Below are 19,896 nucleotides of genomic sequence, written 5' to 3' on the forward strand. Positions count from 1 at the left end.
GGGGCATCTCACGCGGCGGTCTCGGTCATCCACAGCCATGTCCGATTTCCGCCAGTCGATGTCGGTGGTGCGTGACAGAGTGGAGTCATGAGCTTCCCTGTGATCGACTTCGACGAGCGGTACCGCGCGATCAGCGCGCGGGACACCCGCTTCGACGGGCAGTTCGTGACGGCGGTGCGGTCGACCGGCATCTACTGCCGCCCGAGTTGTCCCGCTCGCACGCCGAAACCCGAGAACGTCACCTTCTACCCGACGAGCGCGGCTGCGCACGAAGCGGGTTTCCGGGCCTGCAAGCGCTGCCTTCCCGAGGCCGCACCCGGGTCGCCCGCGTGGGATCTGCGCAGCGACGTGGCCGCGCGCGCGATGCGTCTCATCGCCTCCGGGGTGGTCGAGCGCGAAGGGGTCTCCGGGCTCGCGACGCGCCTCGGCTATTCGACGCGCCACCTCACCAGGGTGCTGTCCACCGAGCTCGGTGCCGGGCCGCTCGCCCTCGCACGCGCACACCGGGCGCACACCGCCCGGATGCTCCTCGTCGGCACCGACATGCCGATCTCCGACGTCGCCTTCTCGGCGGGGTTCGCGAGCATCCGTCAGTGCAACGACACGATCCGAGAGGTCTTCGGGCTGACACCCGGAGAACTCCGGGCTCGTCGCCGCTCGCACACGACCACGGCGCCGGGTGCCATCGATCTCGTCCTGCCGTACCGCGGTCCGCTCGACGCCGGGGGCATCTTCGACTGGATGGCGGCGCGCGCGGTCTCGGGTGTCGAGGAGGCCACGACGACGTCCTTCTCGCGACACCTGCGTATGCCGGGAGGGCCTGCCTGGTTCCAGGTCCGTCAGGACGACTCGCAGCGTCTCCAGCTCCGGGCGCGGGTGTCTCAGCTGGGCGACCTCGCGCCCCTCGTCTCGACGGTGCGACGCATCTTCGACCTCGACGCCGACCCCCTCGCCGTCGACGACGCGCTCAGCGCGCATCCCGAGCTGGCGCCCCTCGTCGCCCGTACGCCCGGGATCCGCGTCCCCGGGTCGGCCGACCCGCACGAGATGCTGATCAGGGCGATGATCGGGCAGCAGATCACGGTGGTCGCGGCGCGCACGGCGCTGACCGCCCTCACCGACGCGCTGGGCGAGCGCACCGAGCACGGCGTGCTGTTCCCGACCATGTCGGCGATCGCCGACCATGGTGCCGACGTGCTGCGTGGGCCCGCTGCTCGCATCAGAGCGCTGATCGGAGCCGCGGCCGCTCTCGCGGACGGCTCGCTCACCCTCACGGTCGGCGATGACGGGGCGGAGCAGCGGGCTGCGCTGCTCGCGATGCCGGGCATCGGGCCGTGGACGGCCGACTACGTCCGCATGCGCGTTCTCGGCGACCCCGACATCCTTCTGCCCGGCGACGTCGCTCTTCGGGCGGGGGCTGCGGCCTCGGGGCTCCCGGCGGATCCGACTCCGCTCGTCGCGTGGGCCGAACGCGCAGCACCCTGGCGCAGCTACCTCAGCGCCCACCTCTGGCGGGCCGCGCCCGTCCGCACGCCGCGCGCACGACGAACGGCGGATGCCGCGCCGCACACATCCACGCCACGAGCTCTCGCTCCGAAGGAGATATCATCATGACCGCGACCATCCAGACCATCGGCACCCCTGACGGCGCCTTCACGATCCTCGTCGACGACGCGCAGCGGGTCCTCGCATCCGGGTGGACCGACGACCACGCGGCCATCATCGGGCGTCTTCCGTCGGTTCGGCGGCCGTCGCAGATCGCCGACGGCGACACCATCGCCGCTGCGGCCACGCTGCAGTACTACGGCGGAGACGTCTCGGCGATCGACGCCGTCGCCGTGAAGCAGACCGGTACCGCGCTCCAGCTCGCGGGCTGGTCGGCGCTGCGTGAGATCGAGCCGGGGGAGCCGCTCACGTACACGTCGTTCGCGGCACGTCTGGGCAATTCGCGAGCCGTGCGGGCCGCCGCGTCTATCTGTGCACGCAATGCGCCGGCGCTCTTCGTGCCGTGCCACCGGGTGCTGCGCACCGACGGATCGCTCGGCGGATTCGCCTGGGGTCTCGACGTGAAGCAGAGCCTGCTCGCGCGGGAGGCCCTCGCGCGCTGAGCGGGGGTTCGGACGGCAGAGATCGGACGAATCGGGAATCTCTCTTGTGCTCAGCTTGTTCCCAGGAATAGGCTGATGGGCTGTCGCGCCGACCGGACGACACGGCCGAGCCCCTGAGGAGGACATCATGACCACGATCGCAGATGTGCAGATCGCCGCTCACGGCTCGACCCCGGTGCGCTCGCTCCTCTAGCGCTCTCTCACCCCCGCATCGGATGCCGGACTCCGAGAGTCCGTTCCCGCATCCGCTTCCGTTAGCAATCGCTTCCCATACGAAACTCGTCTGAGAGTCATGTCTTCCTCGTCTTCATCGCAGAACGCCACGCCGTCGTCCTCCCTTTCCACTCCCGCCGCACTGTGGCGCCTCAAGCCCTTCGTTCGTCCCGTCATCTGGCGCCTCGCCGGTGGTGCCGCGAGCGCGCTCGTGGCGGCCATCATCGCTCTGATGATCCCGATCGTGCTCGAGCAGATCATCCGCGGCCCGGTGCAGGCCGGCGCGATCGACGCGATCGTCTGGGGAGCCCTCGCCGTCTTCGGCCTCGGGCTCGGCGAGGCGCTGATGGTGTGGCTACGCCGCCAGTTCGTGCTCAACCCCTCGACCGAGGTCGAGTACAAGATGCGCACCGAGCTCTACTCGCGCCTGCAGACGCTGCCGGTGTCGTTCCACGACCGCTGGCAGTCCGGACAGCTGCTGAGCCGGATGATGCAGGACATCGGTCTGATCCGCCGCTGGCTCGCGTTCGGCCTCGTGCTCCTGGTCGTCAACGTCCTCACCATCGTCATCGGCGCCGTGCTGCTCTTCCGCTGGCACTGGCTGCTCGGGGTGATCTTCATCGTGACCGCCATCCCGCTGTGGATCCGGGGCTACCTGTTCGAGAAGCGATATGGCGCGCTCACCCGACGCAGCCAGGACCAGGCCGGAGACCTCGCCACGAGCGTCGAGGAGAGCGTCCACGGCATCCGCGTGCTCAAGGCCTTCGGGCGCGGCAAGCACGCGCTCAGCCGCTTCAGCCGTCAGGCCGAGACCCTGCGGGAGACCGAGATGAGCAAGGCCGGCGCGATCGCGTCGATCTGGTTCTGGCTCGACCTCATGCCGCAGATCGCGTTCGGACTGAGCCTGATGTCGGGGATCTGGCTGATCTCGCAGGGCGCGATCGAGCTGCCCGAGCTGTTCGCCTTCTTCGCGATGGCCACGGTGCTGCGCTGGCCGATCGAGTCGATCGGCTTCCTGTTCTCGTTCATGCTCGACGCGCGCACCGCGACCGACCGCGTGTTCGACATCTTCTCGGAGACGAACTCGATCACCGACCCCGAGAACCCGGTGCACATCGCCGAGCCCCGCGGCCTGCTCGCGTTCGAGGACGCGCACTTCCGCTACCAGGACGCGGGCGCGAGCGAGCGCGACCTGCTCGACGGCATCGACCTCGTGCTGCGTCCGGGCGAGACCATGGCGCTCGTCGGTCTGACCGGCAGCGGGAAGACCACGCTGACGACTCTGCCGACGCGCCTGTACGACGTCACCGGAGGCCGGGTCACGCTCGACGGCGTCGACGTCCGGGACCTCCCGCTCGCCGAGCTGCGCCAGCACATCGCGATGGCGTTCGAGGACGCGACGCTGTTCTCCGCGACCGTCCGGGAGAACGTGCTGCTGGGACGCGCCGACCTCGACGTGCACAGCGACGAGGCGGAGCGCGTGCTGCGCGAAGCGCTCGACGTCGCCCAGGCGGCGTTCGTCGACTCCCTTCCCGAGGGCGTCGAGACCGTCATCGGCGAGGAGGGGCTGAGCCTCTCCGGCGGTCAGCGTCAGCGTCTTGCCCTGGCTCGGGCCGTGGCCGCCAAGCCGAAGGTGCTCGTGCTCGACGACCCGCTGTCGGCGCTCGACGTCGACACGGAGGCGCTGGTCGAGGAGGCCCTGCGGCATGTGCTGGCCGACACGACGGCCATGATCGTCGCGCATCGTCCATCGACGGTCGCCCTCGCCGATCGAGTGGCTCTGCTCGAATCGGGGCGCGTCACCGCCGTGGGCACGCACAGCGAGCTGCTGAGGACGAGCCGTCACTACCGCCACGTCATCTCGAGCCTCGAGGCGGAGGAGGCGGCACGGACGGGAGCGATCCCGATCATCGCCGACGCCGACGCCGACGCCGGCGCCGACGCCGATCCCGACGAGCTCGAGATCGAGACGACGGTGCGCGAGGGGATCCGTGAGGACGCCGCCACCGAAGACATGACCAGCGAGAAGGAGGTGCGGCGATGAGCTCCACCATCACGGGAACCCAGGACGAGGACCGCTCCCGCTACACGCGGGAGGAGAGCCGGGCGATCCGTCGACGGTCGCTGCGTCTGCTCGGGTCCCTCGTGCGCCCGCTGAAGCCGCAGATCATCCTCGCCGCGGTCGTGCTGGTGATCTCCACCGCGCTGCAGGTCGCCGGCCCCATCCTCATCAGCATCGGCCTCGATCGCGCGCTGCCCGCCGTGCTCGAGCGCGCCGACTGGATGCCCACGTTCATGATCGGCGGGATCTACCTGCTCGCCGGTGCGGTCGCCGCCGTCATGATCGCCTGGTACGTGATCATCGCAGCCAAGCTCACCCAGGCCGTCCTTCTCGACCTGCGCAAGCGCATCTTCCTGCACACCCAGCGCCTGAGCCTGGAGTTCCACGAGTCGTACACCTCGGGCCGCATCATCTCGCGGCAGACGAGCGACCTCGACTCGATCAAGGAGCTCCTCGACGGCGGTCTGAACGAGCTCGTGTCCGGTGTGCTGTTCGGCCTGTTCACGTTCATCGCGCTGTGCATCTGGGACTGGCAGTCCGGACTCATCCTCGCCATCGGCGGTGTGCCGCTGTTCTTCCTGATGCGCTGGTTCTACTCGCGGTCGCAGCTCGTCTATCGCGAGTCGCGCGTGATCAGCGCGAAGGTGATCGTCCAGTTCGTCGAGACCATGACGGGCATCCGTGCGGTCAAGGCGTTCCGCAAAGAGCCGCGCAACGATGTCGCGTTCCAGAAGATCGCGGGGGAGTACCGCGACGTGAACCGCCGATCGATGCTGCTGTTCGGCACGTTCGAGCCGGGGCTCATGGGCGTCGCGGCGCTCGTGCTCGGCATCGTCGTGCTCTGGGGCGGCATCCGGGTGTCCGACGGCGCTCTCACCGTGGGAGTCCTGCTCTCCGCGGTCCTGTACGTGCGCAACTTCTTCGCGCCGATGCAGGAGATCGCGATGTTCCTGAACTCCTACCAGTCGGCGACGGCCGCGCTGGAGAAGGTGTCCGGAGTGCTGGAAGAGGTGCCGACGGTGCCCGACCCCGAGAAGCCGGTCGACCTCTGGGAGTCCCGAGGCCACATCCGCTTCGACGAGGTCACCTTCGGGTACAACGGCGAGAAGACGATCCTCCCGAACTTCTCGCTCGACATCCCGGCGGGTCAGACGATCGCGCTGGTCGGGACGACGGGCGCGGGCAAGTCGACGCTGGCGAAGCTCATCTCGCGGTTCTACGACCCGTCCATCGGCTCGGTGACCCTCGACGGCGTCGACCTGACGCAGCTGCACCCCAAGGATCTCCGCCGCGCCATCGTGATGGTGACCCAAGAGGCCTACCTCTTCAGCGGGACGGTCGCCGACAACATCGCGCTCGGCAAGCCGGATGCGACGCTCGACGAGATCAGGGCCGCAGCGCGGGCCGTGGGCGCCGACGGATTCATCTCCTCGCTCCCCGACGGATACAGCACCGACGTCAACAAGCGCGGAGGCCGCGTCTCGGCGGGGCAGCGCCAGCTGATCTCGTTCGCGCGCGCGTTCCTCGCCGACCCGGCGGTGCTGATCCTCGACGAGGCGACCGCCTCGCTCGACATCCCGTCGGAGCGCCTGATCCAGGACGCGCTGCAGACGCTGCTGAAGGACCGTACGGCGATCATCATCGCCCACCGGCTCTCGACGGTCGCGATCGCAGACCGCGTGCTCGTCATGGAGCACGGACGCATCATCGAGGACGACACCCCGGACGCCCTGATCGGCGGCACCGGCAAGTTCGCGCAGCTGCACGCGGCCTGGCAGGAGACGCTGGTCTAACGAGGGCGGGGTCGACGCCGGGGCGGCGCGCTGACGCGCGCGGCCCCGGTGCGACCTCGGTCCCGCAGGTGGGCGGGGCCGTCGTTCTGTAGCCGTGCGACTGGCCGGTGCATCATGGGCTGGGTAGCATCGATGCATGGACCCGTTGATCCTGTTCGGTGAGTGGTGGTGGACCGCTGCGGTCGGGATGGGCGGAGTGACGGCAGGAGCGATCACCATGCGGCGACGCAGCGTCAGGAGCGGACGACGTCTCGAGGTCGATGCTGCGAGGCACGACCTGAAGGCGGCACAGCAGAAGGCCATCGAGCGCCGGATGGCGGCGAAGCTGGCACGGGCCGAGGTGGTGCGCATCAGTGCCGAGCGCTCCGCGCGGAGGGCCACCAGCGAGCAGGTCGCCGGGGCGAAGCGGATGCTCCGCGAACGGGAGAACGACGCGAGAGCCGCCGTCGCGGATGTGCGCGCCAAGCAGGTGCGGCTCAGCGCCGCGCGAGCGGCCGTGCCCGCGGCATCCGCCCCTCGCCCTCTCGAGCGCCTGCAGGCAGAGCATGACGCGATCACCGCGCGCTGGATGCGCTACGAGACGGATGCCGCGCTGCAGATCGCGTATCCGTCGATGACCGATGTGAAGCAGCCGGCGACAGCGGCGTATGCCCGCGCCGCGGGTCGTGCCGTGGAGGCGCGGCGGTCGGCCACCGGTTCTGTCGATCCTGCCGCCTATGCCGAGTACCGCGACGCCGTCGCCGATCTCGATCGTGCTCTGGAAGCGGCGGAGCACGCTGCCAGGGTGCAGGCGGGGGAGTCGCCCACGGTGTCGAGTTGGCAGGGTGCCGCGCAGGATCTCTTCTCTCGATCGACCGAGGCCATCGACAGGGCGGCAGGGGCCGCGGCATCCGCGCTCGCCGCCTGGAACGAACGCCGTCGCCCCGACGACAAGCGCTGAGCCGGCGTCCGGCCCCTGCCGTCAGGACGCGACCGTCAGGCCTCGACCGTCCTGGTCCGCACCAGCTCGCGGTACCAGTGGCCCGAGTCCTTCACCGTGCGCTCGAGCGTGTCGAAGTCGACGCGGACGATGCCGAAGCGCTTGGCGTACCCGTATCCCCATTCGAAGTTGTCGAGCAGCGACCACACGAAATACCCGCGGAGGTCGACTCCCCGTTGCAGCGCCCGGTGTGCGGCGGTGAAGTGCCGCCGCAGGTAGTCGGTGCGCTCGGGGTCGGGCACTGAGCCGTCCTCGGCCACCTCGTCGTCGAAGGCCGCACCGTTCTCGGTCACCATGAGAGGCTGCTCCGGGAACTGCTCCGACAATGACACGAGCAGCTCCTCGAGCCCTTCGGGTGCGATGTTCCAGCCCATCGCCGTATACGGGCCTGGCTGCTCCACGAACTCGACGAGCTGGTCGCTGCCCGGCCATGCGGTTCCGCCCGACGTGCCCTTGTGGCCGTCGTTCTGCTGCTTCTCCGAGACCCCGTCCCAGAGGCGCACCGTGGCGGTCGAGTAGTAGTTGACCCCCAGCACATCGATCGGCTGGTCGATGGTCGCGAGATCGCCGTCCTTCACGAACGCCCAGTCCGTGACACCTGAGGTGTCCTGCAGCAGATCCTCCGGGTACTCGCCGCGCAGCATGGGGTGCGTGAACGCCCGGTTCGCGAGGCCGTCGATCCGGCGCATCGCCTCGGCCGCGCCGTCGCCCTGTCCTCTCAGCACGTGGAAGTTGAGCGTGACGGAGTAGTCGGGGTCGCCCGTCGACGTCGCGCGGAGCGCCTGGATCGCTCGTCCGTGGGCGAGATTGAGATGGTGCACGGCAGCGAGTGCGGACGCGGGTTCGTGGCGTCCCGGTGCGTGGCCGCCCTGCCCGTAGCCGAGGTACGCGGAGCACCAGGGCTCGTTCAGCGTGGTCCAGGTGTGCACGCGGTCTCCGAGGGCTGCGCCCATGATCCTCGCGTAGTCCTCGAAGGCATCCGTGGTGGAACGAGAGGTCCATCCTCCGGCGTCCTCGAGGTATTGCGGGAGGTCCCAGTGGTAGAGCGTCGCCACAGGACGGATGCCCCGCTTCAGGAGCCCGTCGACCAGGCGCGAGTAGAAGTCCACGCCCGCACGGTTGACCCGGCCGCCGGCCGCCGGCACGATCCGTGGCCAGGCGATCGAGAACCGGTACGCGTCGAGGCCGAGGTCGGCTATGAGATCGAGGTCCTCGTCGACGCGGTGATAGTGGTCGCACGCGACGTCGCCGGTGTCGCCGTTCCAGACCAGCCCCGGCGTTCGGCTGAACGTATCCCAGATCGAGGGGGTGCGGCCGTCCTCGGCGGCCGCACCCTCGATCTGGTACGAGGCGGTGGCGGAGCCGAAGGTGAAGCCCTCGGGGAACACGAGTCCCGTGCCGCGGTAGTCTCCGGCGGGAGTCAGGCCGCTCATCCGGTCACCTCCGCGAGATCGACGGGGTAGACGCGCTCGAGGCCGTCCGGGTTCGTGACGGTGACCGCCGCGCTGCCCGAGCCGCCCGTGAAGACGCGCACCGTGAGCCCGTCGTGGTAGTCGTAGTCCGGCCTGTCGGTGCGGGCACCCCAGGGCAGGGCGCTGCCCGGGCGCACGTACAGCGGCAGCGTGTCGAAGCCGTGCGTCTCGCGACGCCAGCCGCCGCCCGTCACGGTCTCTCCCGTGAGAAGGGAGGTCCACTCGCCGGCCGGCAGATAGAACTCGACCGAGCCGTCGGCGGAGAGCACCGGAGCGACGAGCAGGTCGGGACCGAGCATGTACTGCCTGTCGAGGTACCCGACCGCAGGGTCCTCCGGGAACTCGAGCTGCATCGGACGCATCAGCGGCACCCCCGTGCGGGTGGCGTCGAGCCCCTGCTGGTAGAGGTACGGCATGAGCTGCATCTTCAGGTGGGTGAAGCGCCGGGTGACGTCCACCGCCTCCTCGTCGAACATCCACGGCACCCGGTACGAGCTCGACCCGTGGAAGCGCGAGTGCGAGCCGAGCAGGCCGAAGGCCGTCCAGCGCTTGAAGACACCGGCATCCGGCATGCCCTCGAAGCCGCCGATGTCGTGACTCCAGAATGCGAAGCCGCTGAGCGCCAGTGAGAGTCCGCCGCGCAGGGTCTCGGCCATCGAGGCGAAGGTCGAGGTGGAGTCGCCGCCCCAGTGCACGGGCATGCTCTGTCCGCCGGCCGTGGCGGAACGTGCGAAGAGCACCGCATCGTCGACGCCGCGCGCCTGGGTGAGCACGTCGTGCACGGCCCGGTTGTACAGGTCGGTGTACAGGTTGTGCATCCGCTCGGGATCGCTGCCGTCGGCCCAGACGACCTCGGTCGGGATGCGCTCGCCGAAGTCGGTCTTGAAGCAGTCGACGCCCTGGTCGAGAAGCGCTCGGAGCTTGGCCTGGTACCACGCGGTCGCGTCAGGGTTCGTGAAGTCCACGAGCCCCATGCCCGCCTGCCACAGGTCCCACTGCCACACCGAGCCGTCGGGCCGGCGGACCAGGAAGCCCTGATCCGCGGCCTCGCGGAAGAGTGGCGACCGCTGGCCGATGTACGGATTGATCCAGACGCAGACGCGCAGGTCCTTGTCGTGCAGGCGGGCGAGCATCCCCTCGGGGTCGGGGAAGACCCGGGGGTCCCACTCGAAGTCGCACCAGTTGAACTCGCGCATCCAGAAGCAGTCGAAGTGGAAGACCGAGACCGGGAGCTCCCGCGCGGCCATCTCGTCGATGAACGAGTTCACGGTCTGCTCGTCGTAGTCGGTGGTGAAGCTCGTCGAGAGCCAGAGGCCGTACGACCAGGCGGGGACCACGGGCGGCCGGCCGGTCAGCGCGGTGTAGCGCCCGAGGACGTCCTTCGGCGTGGGCCCTGCGATGACGAAGTACTCGAGCACCTCGCCCGAGACGGAGAACTGCACGCGCTCGACGGTCTCGGATCCGATCTCGTAGGAGACGTGCCCGGGGTCGTTGACGAGCACGCCATAGCCGCGATTGGAGAGATGGAAGGGGATGCTCTTGTACGCCTGTTCGCTGGAGGTTCCACCGTCGGCGTTCCAGATGTCGACGGACTGGCCGTTCTTCACCAGGGGACCGAAGCGCTCTCCGAGACCGTAGACGAGCTCGCCCACCCCGAGGTCGAGCTGCTCGTGCACGAAGGACGAGCTGTGCGGGGTGGAGCCGCCCTGGCGGGCGTTTCCGACGATGCCGGCGTCGACCTGGGCGTCCGACGCGAGACGGACGTACCCCTGGGCCTTGTGCCCGCTGCCGGTGACCCGGCGGCCGTCGACCTCGAAGGACAGGTCCCACGGTGCCCCGGGGGTGATCCGTGCGACCAGGGCGCCGGCGTCGAGGATGCCGCCGGTGTCGGAGACGGTGGCCGTGGCCGACCCGGGGCGCGCGCCGGGCAGCCCGAAGCCGCCGTGCCAGCGGCTGCCCTCGTGATGTGCGATGCGCACGCGGATCACGCCTTCGGCCGGGGAGGACAGCGTCGTGGTGAGCACGGGCCGATTAAGGGTGTCGCCGCGCTTGGCGATCACCATGGTCGGCGCTGTGATGACGATGCCGTCCCCGTCCGCCGTGTCGGAGGTCTCGGCGATGTCGTACGCCTCCTGCGCGTAGAGCGCCGTGACGCCGGGGCGAAGCTGCCAGAACCCGTCGGTGAACTTCATTACTTGACTGCTCCTGCCGTGATGCCGCGCGTGAGTGTGCGTTGGAAGATGAGGAAGAAGATGAGCGTGGGGATGATGCCGAGGAGTGCCGACGCGCTCGTGGTGGTGACGTCCATCAACCGGTCGCCCTGCAGCACGCTGATCGCGACCGGGACGGTCTGGTTCGCGTTCGAGGCGAGGAACGTGAGCGGGATGAGGAACTCGTTCCAGGTCCAGATGAAGAAGAAGATGAGCAGCACCGACAGCGTGGGACGGCTGATCGGGAAGACGACGCGCCAGAGGATCTGCCAGCGGCTGGCGCCGTCGAGGGACGCGGCTTCGAGGATCTCCTTCGGGAACGTGCCGTACACGGAGGACAGCAGGTAGGTGCCGAACGCCGCCTGGATGACCGTGAACACGATGATCACGGACCAGACGTTGTCGTACATGCCGACCGACTTGAACATGTAGTACAGCGGGTACAGCAGCGCCTCCTGGGGGAGGAGGTTCGCGAGCAGGAAGAGCAGCACGATCCAGCTGCGGCCGCGCACGCGTCCGATGCCGATCGCGAAGGCGTTGAGCATGGAGATCACGACGGCGAGGAGTGCGACGACACCCGAGATGAAGATCGAGTTCCAGACCTTCTCGGGAAAGTTCACACGTTCCCAGAACTTGATGATGCCGCCGAAGTCGAGCGTCTCCGGGAACGCGAGCGGCCCCGATGTCGCGTAGTCGACAGGGGACTTGAAGGAGTTCACCAGCACGAGGTAGAACGGCGCGATCACGAGCAGCGCCCCGATGACGACGAGGGCGAGCATGAGCCAGTCGATCGGCCGCTTCTTGGTCATGCCGCCGCGGGGGCGGCTCTTGACGGGCTTGCCGGTGACGATGGCGGTGGTGGCGTGCATCACAGACCCGCCCTTTCCTTGCGCTCGAGCGAGTTCTGGACGCGGATGAAGATGATCGACACGATGACGACGACGATCGTGAGGACCGTGGCGATGGTGGCGCCGTACCCGACGTTCCGCTTCGTGAAGAACTCCTGGTAGGCGTAGTACGCGGGCACGAGCGTCGAGCCGGCCGGGCCACCGCGCGTGATGATGTACACCGGGCCGAAGACCTTGAGAGCGGCGATGGTGCAGGTCAGGGTGACCACGAAGATCTCCGGGCGGATGATGCTCATGGTGATGGCGGAGAATCGCTGGAACCAGTTGGCGCCGTCGAGCTCCGCTGCCTCGTACAGCTCGGGGTCGACGCGCTGCAGAGCGGCCATGAACACCACGACGGGGTAGCCGAGCTGCACCCACACCATGACGACCATCAGCACGATGAGCGCCGACGGCATCTGGCCGAGCCAGTCGTAGGCGGGGATGCCGAACGCACCGAGGATCTGGTTGAGCGCGCCGTCGCCTCCCGGCCGCACGATCCAGCCGATCACGATGCCGGCGACCGCGATGGGGAGGATCTGCGGCAGGTAGTAGGTGGCGCGGAGGAAGCTGCCGATCTTGCCGCCGAACTTGCGTCCGACCACGTCGAACAGCAGCGCGGCGACCATGAGGCCGACGATGGTGGGGATGACCACCATGGCGATGATCATCCACACCGAGTTGGTGAACGAGGTCCAGAAGTCGCTGTCGGTGAGGATCTTCTGCCAGTTCTCGAGACCGATGAACTCGGGCGTGCGCACCCCCTTCCACTTGGTGAAGGTCAGGTACACGTTCCAGATCAGCGGAACGATGACGACGACGAGCAGCAGCACGAAGCCGGGCAGCAGGTACATCCAGTAGGCCCCGGTCCCGCCGCTGCGCTGCGGGATCGACGGCTCTTCGGGCGGCAGCTTCGTGCGGCCCTCGCGTCGGGTGGCGAGTGACATGTTCATCTCCAGGAGGATGCGGGGGCGACGGCGTCCGGCCGCCGCCCCCGCGAGTCGATCAACGGAATTCTGCGGTGCCCTCGTCGTACTGCTCGCCGAGGTTCGTGTTCGTGGTCTCCGCGTCCTGCGACCCGGTGATCAGACCCTGCAGCTCCTGGACGATCACGTCGTAGAAGCCGGGTGCGGGCCAGTCCGGGTAGAACGAGAGTCCGTCGGCGTCGAGCACTCCGTTGAAGGTCTCGATGAGGGCGGCGCTCTTCTCGTCGGTGATGTCGGCGGTGTCGACAGCCACCGGCAGGCCGCCGTTGTTGCCGATGATCGCCTGGATCTCGGGACGCATCGTGATGTCGATGAACTCGTAGGCGAGCTCCTTGTTCGCGGCGTTCTCGGGGACGACCCAGAGGTTGCCCGACGAGCCGAGCGAGAGGTCCGAGCCCGGGAATGCGGTCATCTCCCAGTCGAAGCCGGTGGCCTCGGCGACGAAGCGCCCGAACCACCACGACCCGGACACGAAGATCGGGGAGGTGCCGTTGATGAACGAGACACCGGCGTCCTCGGCCTTGACGGAGGACACGTCGGAGGCGATGTACCCCTTGTCGACGTACTCCTTCAGCGTCTCGGTCGCCCCGGTGATCTCGGGGCCCTGCCAGTCGACCGGGTTCTCGTAGAGCTGGTAGTCGTCGACGAAACCGCGATCGCCCTCGTTGAGCGCGAGCTGGTACCAGAGCTGACCGAGCGGGTACTCCGCCCCGGCCTCGGCGAGCGGGGTGACTCCCTGGGCGACGAACGCGTCGAGCACGTCGACGAACTCGTCGTAGGTGGTCGGGATCTCGAGGCCCGCGGCGGCGAAGGCATCCTTGTTGTAGTAGACGCCGACGAACTCCCCGTAGTTCGGGATCCCGAACCAGGTGTCGCCGCCCATGACGCCGTCCTCCGAGTACTTGGCGGTGGTCTGCAGCGAGGGCGCCAGCTTCTCGTCCCAGCCGTACTCCTCGACGGCGTCCGAGATGTCGGCGATCAGCCCTGTCGACGCGAGGAAGCCGGCGGTGGCGTTGCCCTTGTTGAACTCCATCAGGTCGGGAGCCGCGTCCGTGTCGAGGACCTGGCTGGCCGTCTTCTGGATCTGCTCGAACGACTTCTCCTCGAACTCGACGGTCGCTCCCGTCTCCTCCTCGAAGATCGAGATGGCCTCGGCCCAGGCCTTGCCCATCGCGCTGTCGGCACCCTCGTAGTGCCACAGCTTGAGCGTCTGGCCGTCGCCGCCTTCGTCGGAGCCGCCGGCGGTGCAGCCGCTCAGCGCGATGCCCGTCGCTGTCAGCGCGGCCAGAGCGGCCAGCGTCTTCGTCCTGCGGATGTTGCGTGCCATCGTCGGCACTCCTTTCTCGGTGGCCCTGAGGCCGGACACTTCGGTGGGTCGGACTGCGTGTTCAGTTGTGGCTGCGCGTCGTCGAAGCGTTTCGACCTCGGCGATGCGGAAGGGGCTCCGAACCGGAGAATCACTCCCGGGCGGGAGCGATGGAACCGGCGGAGTGGTATTCGGGCGGGATGAGGTGGATCTGCGGCGGCGTCCCCGGATCGTCCAGGTGACGTTCGGCGAGTTCGACGGCCACCTCGCAGGACTGCTGCGGGATGAGCGGGATGGTGTCGACGGGGACCGCGAGGGCCGAGGTGTCGAAGGAGGCCGCGGCCGAGACGACGGAGACGTCCTCGCCCACCCGCAGCCCGTGCGCGTCGAGAGTGCGCAGGAGCACCTCGTGGACGTCGCCCACCGCGTGGACGATGAAGGCCCGGTCGCCGCGTGCCAGGGCCGCCTCGGTGGCCGACCGCACAGCAGCCGGATCCGTCGACACGGCGCCGGTCGTGACCCACGAGAGGGAGACCCCGCGCTCGTCCGAGCGGTCCTGCACGCCGCGCAGGAGACGCCGGGGGAAGTTCGACCTGCGGTACGAGACCTCGGTCTGGCCGAGCAGCGTCGCGCGACGATGGCCGGCATCCGCGATCCTGTCGACCGCCAGGTGCCCTGCGGCCTCGAAGTCGAGGTCGACGCAGGTGAGGCCGTCGGGGTCGTCGGGGATCCCGATGAAGACGGTCGGCGTGCGGACCGTCCGAGCGATGGCTGCGCGCTCGTCGTCGGGCGCCACGTCGAGGACCAGGATGGCGTCGACGAGTCGGCTCGCGGCGACCCGGTTCATGCCGTCGGCCGTCTGCTCGTCCGTGAGCAGCAGGATGTCGTAGCCGCGGCGGCGTGCCGCGACCGCTGTCGCGAGCACGAAGGCCATGTGCGTGGGCGCGTGCGTGTCGGCCCGCAGGGGCTCGGTGAGAGCGAAGATGTGGGTGCGGCGGCCCGCGAGCATCCGGGCTCCGGCGTCAGGCTCGTAGCCGAGGGAACGGGCTGCGTCCTCGATGCGGCGGCGGGTGTTCTCGGACACCGGGCGCTTGCCGCTGAGGGCGTAGGAGACGGTGCTGATCGACACCCCGGCGGCGTCGGCCACCTCGTGGATCGTCGTCATCGTGACCTCGTCGTCGCTTGTTCGTCGGAATCGTCGAAGCGCTTCGCTTGCGCCTCAGAGCGATGATAGGCACGGACCGGCCTCGGACGCAAGCTTTTTGTGGCGCACGGCAACAAATAGCTCGGGGGCAGGATGGGAGCGTTCCCGCGAATCGACCTGACAGGGCGACGGGGCCTCGATGGGGGAGGGGATTCGAGACCCCGCCGCCGGCCTAAGGTGTGACGCGGATCTCGGCGATGACCTCGGAGTACTCGGTCTCGCCGACCGGCGTGAAGCCGACGCGGAGGAAGAATGCCTCGGGACCGTCTTCGCCGGCCTCGTAGATGACGTTGACATGGTCGACGCCGCGCGCGCGGGCCTCTTCGACGAGCTGCTCGACCGCGAAGCGGCCGACGCCCTTGCCCTGGTCGTCCGCGTCGACGTTGATGCGCCACAGGACGGAGCGGAAGTGCTCCTCCGGTGCGTCTTCGTCGAAGTTGGCGCTGACGAACCCGACCACCTCTTCGCCGTCGAGCACCACCCGCTGCCAGGAGGTCTGGGGGTTGATCACGGTCGCGGCGATGCCATAGGACACCGGAGCGAGGAACTGCTCCTGTCCGGGCTTGAGCGACAGGTTGTTCACCGCGACGATCGTCGCGGCGGAGAGTTCGACCATGCGCAGTTCGGACATGATCACAGGCTAACCCCTCCGGACGCCTCCGACGTCGAAACGTCGACTTTCGTCAGGGGTGACCGCGTGCGCGATGCCGGAAGTCGATCGGCGCGGCACCTGCGGGCGGACGTGCGCGACGAGGCGCTCAGGTATCTTGGTATCGAGACAAATCTGCCCTCGCGAACGGAGAACCTCCTGGTGACCGACGACGCCATCATCTACACCTACACGGACGAGGCTCCGGCTCTCGCCACGGCTTCCTTCCTGCCCATCATCAAGGCCTACACCGGCCAGGCGGGCATCGAGGTCGAGACCCGTGACATCTCGCTGGGCGGACGCATCCTCGCGGCCTTCCCGCAGAAGCTCACCCCTGAGCAGCAGGTCGGCGACGCTCTGGCCGAGCTCGGCGGACTCGCCACCCTGCCCGAGGCGAACATCATCAAGCTGCCGAACATCTCGGCATCGATCCCGCAGCTCAAGGCCGCGATCGCCGAGCTGCAGGCGCAGGGGTACGACATCCCGGACTTCCCGGACGAGCCCTCGTCGCTCGAGGAGAAGGACGTCCGCGCGCGCTACGACCGCATCAAGGGCTCGGCGGTCAACCCCGTGCTCCGCGAGGGCAACAGCGACCGCAGGGCGCCGCTCGCCGTGAAGAACTACGCGAAGAAGCACCCGCACCGCAACAAGCCGTTCGCCGAGGGGTCGAAGACCAGGGTCGCGACGATGGGCCACGACGACTTCAAGAGCAACGAGCGCTCGTGGGTCGCCGCTCACGACGACGTGCTGAGCTTCCGCCACACGGCGGCCGACGGCACGGTCACGATCCTCAAGGAGGGACTCAAGGTCCTGCCGCGCGAGATCATCGACGCGACGTTCCTGTCGGCTCAGCACCTCGACACCTTCCTCGCGGAGACTCTCGAGACGGCGAAGGCCGACGACATCCTCTACTCGGTGCACCTCAAGGCCACGATGATGAAGGTCAGCGACCCGATCATCTTCGGCCACGTCGTGAAGGCCTTCTTCACGGACGTCTTCGCGCAGTACGGCGACCAGCTCGCCGCCGCGGGCCTCACGCCGAACGACGGCCTCGGGTCGATCCTCGCCGGGCTCGGCGACATCGCCGGCGGCGACGAGATCGCCGCCGCATTCTCGAAGGCGATCGACGAGGGCCCGCGCCTCTCCTACGTGAACTCGGACAAGGGGATCACGAACCTGCACGTTCCGAGCGACGTGATCGTCGACGCGTCGATGCCCGCTCTCGTCCGCAACGGAGGCAAGCTCTGGGGCAAGGACGGCGGCGAGGCCGACACGCTCGCGGTCATCCCGGACTCCTCGTACGCGAGCGTCTACCAGGCCGTCATCGACGACGTCATCGCGAACGGTCCGCTCGACCCCGCGACGATCGGCACCGTGCCGAACGTCGGTCTCATGGCTCAGGCGGCCGAGGAGTACGGCAGCCACGACAAGACCTTCGAGATCGCCGCGGCCGGCACCGTGCAGGTGCTCGACAGCGAGGGCACCGTGCTGATCGAGCACGAGGTCGGGGTCGGCGACATCTGGCGTGCGACGCAGACGAAGCACATCCCTGTCATGGACTGGGTGAAGCTCGCCGTCTCCCGTGCCCGTGCGACCGGCGTGCCGGCGGTGTTCTGGCTCGACGCGAACCGCTCGCACGACGCGCAGATCATCGCGAAGGTGCACCAGGGCCTGGCGACGCTCGACACCAAGGGCCTCACCATCACGATCCTCGCGCCCGAGGAGGCGACGCGGTACACGCTGGCGCGCATGCGCCACGGTCTCGACACCATCTCGGTGACGGGCAACGTGCTGCGCGACTACCTCACGGACCTGTTCCCGATCCTCGAGGTCGGCACCAGCGCGAAGATGCTCTCGATCGTCCCGCTGCTCGCGGGCGGCGGACTCTTCGAGACCGGTGCCGGCGGTTCGGCGCCGAAGCACGTGCAGCAGCTCGTCGAGGAGAACTACCTCCGCTGGGACTCGCTGGGGGAGTTCTTCGCCCTCGCAGCCTCGCTGGAGCACTTCGCGGACCGGACAGCGAACGAGAAGGCCCGAGTCCTCGCTGAGACCCTCGACGCCGCCACGGGCACCTTCCTCGAGGAGGACCGCTCGCCGGGCCGTGCGCTCGGCACGATCGACAACCGCGGAAGCCACTTCTACCTGAGCCTGTACTGGGCTCAGGAGCTGACTGCGCAGTCGAAGGACGCGGAACTCGCTGCCGCCTTCTCGCCGATCGCCGCGGCGCTGGCGGAGAACGAGGACACGATCGTCGCAGAGCTGAACGCGGTGCAGGGTACGCCCGTCGAGATCGGCGGCTACTACCGTCCCGACGAGGCGCTCGTCGCCCAGGCCATGCGCCCGTCCGCGACGCTCAACGGGATCGTCGACCCGCTGATCTGAACCGACGACGAAGGGGCCGGATGCGAGAGCATCCGGCCCCTTCGTCTATCCCGCCTCGGCGGGGGAGCGGAGTCGGTACCGGACCGAGAGATTCAGTACCGGACCGTCTCGGTCAGTACTGGACCGAGACCTCCATGCCGACCGGCGACCAGTTGTAGACGTACTTCGCGACGTCGATGGGCATGTTCACGCATCCGTGGCTCCGCGGCGACCCGAAGGCGTTGTGCCAGTAGGTGCCGTGGAAACCCTCGTCCCCGTTGAAGTAGGTGACCCAGGGGACGTTCGGCGTCTCGGTGATCGACCCGTCGGGCTCGCGGCTCTTCATCGTCTGGGTGCGCACGTGGGCGTAGACCGTGAAGTTGCCGACATCGGTAGGCGTCGCAGCCTTGCCCGAGGAGATCTTCCAGGAGTTGACCACCGCGCCGTTCTCGTAGGCCGTGGCGGTCTGGGCGCTGAGGTCGACGACGATGTTGCGCTTGAGGTTGACGGACTGGAACGGGGTCTCCGTGACCGCGATCGGGAAGATTCCCTCCCCGGCCTCGAGCTTGCCGGCCACGTCGGATGCGAGGTTCGAGGTGTCGCTGATCGCCCGGCCGGTGACGCCCTCGGTCTCGACGCGGAGGATCTCTCCGGACGAGTTCACGATGTTCGTCGCGTTGACGGGCGCGCGGTCGACCGCGGCGGGCAGAGCGTCGACGGTCGCCTGAATCGCGGCCTGGTCAGCGGCGATCTTGAGCTCACCGCCGTCGTCGACGACGGTGAACCAGGTGGCTGCCGTCGCCGCGTCGACGGGAACGGTACGCTCCTCGCCGAGGTAGAACCCGATCGAGCCGAGCATGGTGTTGACGGATGCGGCCATGGCCGTCGCGTCCTCATCGGAGATCGCCGGTGCCGCCTCGGCGGGGTCGCCCGAGAACTCCAGGCTCCGGCCTCCGTCGGCGATCGTGTCGGTGAGCGCGGCGCCGAGGGCGTCGACGTCGACGGCGGAGCCGGTCTCGGATGGCGTGATGACGTACGCGCCGGTCGCCGCGTCGAAGACCACGCCCGCGTTCACGGGGTCGACGAAGCTCGAGGGGACCGCATCGCGCAGAACCGAGTCGGCGGTGGCCGGATCGAGGGTGATGTCGCCGGGAACCGCGTCGCCCATCCAGGCGGTGACGTTCCAGAGCGGTCGCTCTGCGAAGGCCTGGTCGGCGAGTGCGGTCGCGTCGACCTCGGCGCCGAGCTGGGAGCCGGTGAGCACGACGTCGCCGCCCGCGCCGGTCAACGTGACCTCGGTGTCGGCGACGTGTGCGCTGATGGCGTCGGCCGCGGCGCCCGGGGTCATCCATCCGACGGGGATCCCGGCGACGGTGGTACCGGGCGCGATGAGGATCATCGATGCGGCACCCGCGCCGATCACGACAGCTCCGACGCCCAGCCCGATCCAGAGTCCGAGACGCTTCTTCTTCGGCGTGGGCTCGATCGGGGCCCATGCGAGAGGCTGGTCGCCGTCGCCCGGAGGCAGCGCCTCGGTGGGTGCATCGCCGTCAGAGTGCGCGGTCGCGGACCCGTCGACGTCGACCGAGGCGTTCGCCTCGGTCAGCTTCTCGGTCTTCGCGTCCTGCGCTGCGATCAGATCGGTCACGAACTTCACCCCCCGGTA

At 68.7% G+C, this 19,896-nt stretch carries 14 protein-coding genes; 6 read left to right on the forward strand and 8 right to left on the reverse strand.

The window, feature by feature from the left end; genetic code table 11:
* The first annotated feature begins 87 nt into the window (after nucleotides 1-87).
* From BN2660_RS09840 to BN2660_RS09860, 5 genes are all read left to right on the forward strand, one after another.
* Complete coding sequence (locus tag BN2660_RS09840) at nucleotides 88-1,614, forward strand: DNA-3-methyladenine glycosylase 2 family protein (RefSeq protein ID WP_091231002.1); 1,527 nt, start codon at nucleotides 88-90, stop codon at nucleotides 1,612-1,614.
* Nucleotides 1,611-2,108 (forward strand): methylated-DNA--[protein]-cysteine S-methyltransferase, encoded by a 498-nt coding sequence (locus BN2660_RS09845; RefSeq protein ID WP_091231004.1) that lies wholly within the window; start codon nucleotides 1,611-1,613, stop codon nucleotides 2,106-2,108. Before BN2660_RS09840 ends, BN2660_RS09845 begins: the two co-directional genes overlap by 4 nt.
* Nucleotides 2,109-2,400: 292 nt before the next feature.
* Nucleotides 2,401-4,365 carry an ABC transporter ATP-binding protein gene (locus tag BN2660_RS09850; protein WP_091231007.1) on the forward strand — a complete coding sequence of 655 codons (1,965 nt, stop codon included), beginning with the start codon at nucleotides 2,401-2,403 and terminating at the stop codon, nucleotides 4,363-4,365.
* Entirely contained in the window at nucleotides 4,362-6,176 is a 1,815-nt protein-coding gene (locus tag BN2660_RS09855; RefSeq protein WP_091231011.1) for an ABC transporter ATP-binding protein, read from the forward strand. The genes BN2660_RS09850 and BN2660_RS09855 overlap by 4 nt, the downstream gene beginning before the upstream one ends.
* 136 nt (nucleotides 6,177-6,312) lie before the next feature.
* On the forward strand, nucleotides 6,313-7,116 hold the full coding sequence (locus tag BN2660_RS09860) for a hypothetical protein (protein WP_091231015.1): 804 nt from the start codon (nucleotides 6,313-6,315) through the stop codon (nucleotides 7,114-7,116).
* Nucleotides 7,117-7,151: 35 nt separating this feature from the next.
* On the opposite strand, the gene BN2660_RS09865 is transcribed toward BN2660_RS09860, so the two are convergent.
* The 7 genes from BN2660_RS09865 to BN2660_RS09895 form a co-directional block, all read right to left on the reverse strand.
* Nucleotides 7,152-8,588: a GH1 family beta-glucosidase gene (locus tag BN2660_RS09865; protein WP_091231019.1), complete on the reverse strand. Its 1,437-nt coding sequence runs from the start codon at nucleotides 8,586-8,588 to the stop codon at nucleotides 7,152-7,154.
* Complete coding sequence (yicI, locus tag BN2660_RS09870; RefSeq protein ID WP_091231022.1) at nucleotides 8,585-10,819, reverse strand: alpha-xylosidase; 2,235 nt, start codon at nucleotides 10,817-10,819, stop codon at nucleotides 8,585-8,587. The genes BN2660_RS09865 and yicI overlap by 4 nt, the downstream gene beginning before the upstream one ends.
* On the reverse strand, nucleotides 10,819-11,706 hold the full coding sequence (locus tag BN2660_RS09875; RefSeq protein WP_091231025.1) for a carbohydrate ABC transporter permease: 888 nt from the start codon (nucleotides 11,704-11,706) through the stop codon (nucleotides 10,819-10,821). The genes yicI and BN2660_RS09875 overlap by 1 nt, the downstream gene beginning before the upstream one ends.
* Nucleotides 11,706-12,671, reverse strand: coding sequence for a carbohydrate ABC transporter permease (locus BN2660_RS09880; protein WP_091231027.1), 966 nt, complete (start codon nucleotides 12,669-12,671; stop codon nucleotides 11,706-11,708). The genes BN2660_RS09875 and BN2660_RS09880 overlap by 1 nt, the downstream gene beginning before the upstream one ends.
* 58 nt (nucleotides 12,672-12,729) lie before the next feature.
* Entirely contained in the window at nucleotides 12,730-14,037 is a 1,308-nt protein-coding gene (locus tag BN2660_RS09885; RefSeq protein WP_091231031.1) for an ABC transporter substrate-binding protein, read from the reverse strand.
* Between the two features lie 130 nt (nucleotides 14,038-14,167).
* The gene (locus BN2660_RS09890) at nucleotides 14,168-15,181 is read right to left on the reverse strand and encodes a LacI family DNA-binding transcriptional regulator (protein ID WP_091231034.1); all 1,014 of its coding nucleotides are present in this window, start codon (nucleotides 15,179-15,181) and stop codon (nucleotides 14,168-14,170) included.
* Between the two features lie 211 nt (nucleotides 15,182-15,392).
* Nucleotides 15,393-15,851, reverse strand: a complete 459-nt coding sequence (locus tag BN2660_RS09895; protein WP_091233492.1) for a GNAT family N-acetyltransferase — start codon at nucleotides 15,849-15,851, stop codon at nucleotides 15,393-15,395.
* 180 nt (nucleotides 15,852-16,031) lie between these two features.
* Here BN2660_RS09895 and BN2660_RS09900 point away from each other — a divergent pair, with 180 nt between their 5' ends.
* Nucleotides 16,032-18,251: an NADP-dependent isocitrate dehydrogenase gene (locus BN2660_RS09900; RefSeq protein WP_091231037.1), complete on the forward strand. Its 2,220-nt coding sequence runs from the start codon at nucleotides 16,032-16,034 to the stop codon at nucleotides 18,249-18,251.
* A gap of 112 nt (nucleotides 18,252-18,363) precedes the next feature.
* Here the strand turns inward: BN2660_RS09900 and BN2660_RS09905 are convergent, their stop codons facing one another.
* The gene (locus tag BN2660_RS09905; RefSeq protein WP_255305109.1) at nucleotides 18,364-19,878 is read right to left on the reverse strand and encodes a L,D-transpeptidase family protein; all 1,515 of its coding nucleotides are present in this window, start codon (nucleotides 19,876-19,878) and stop codon (nucleotides 18,364-18,366) included.
* Between the last annotated feature and the right edge of the window lie 18 nt (nucleotides 19,879-19,896).

Source organism: Microbacterium sp. 3J1, assembly GCF_001049495.1.
Classification (GTDB): Bacteria; Actinomycetota; Actinomycetes; order Actinomycetales; family Microbacteriaceae; genus Microbacterium.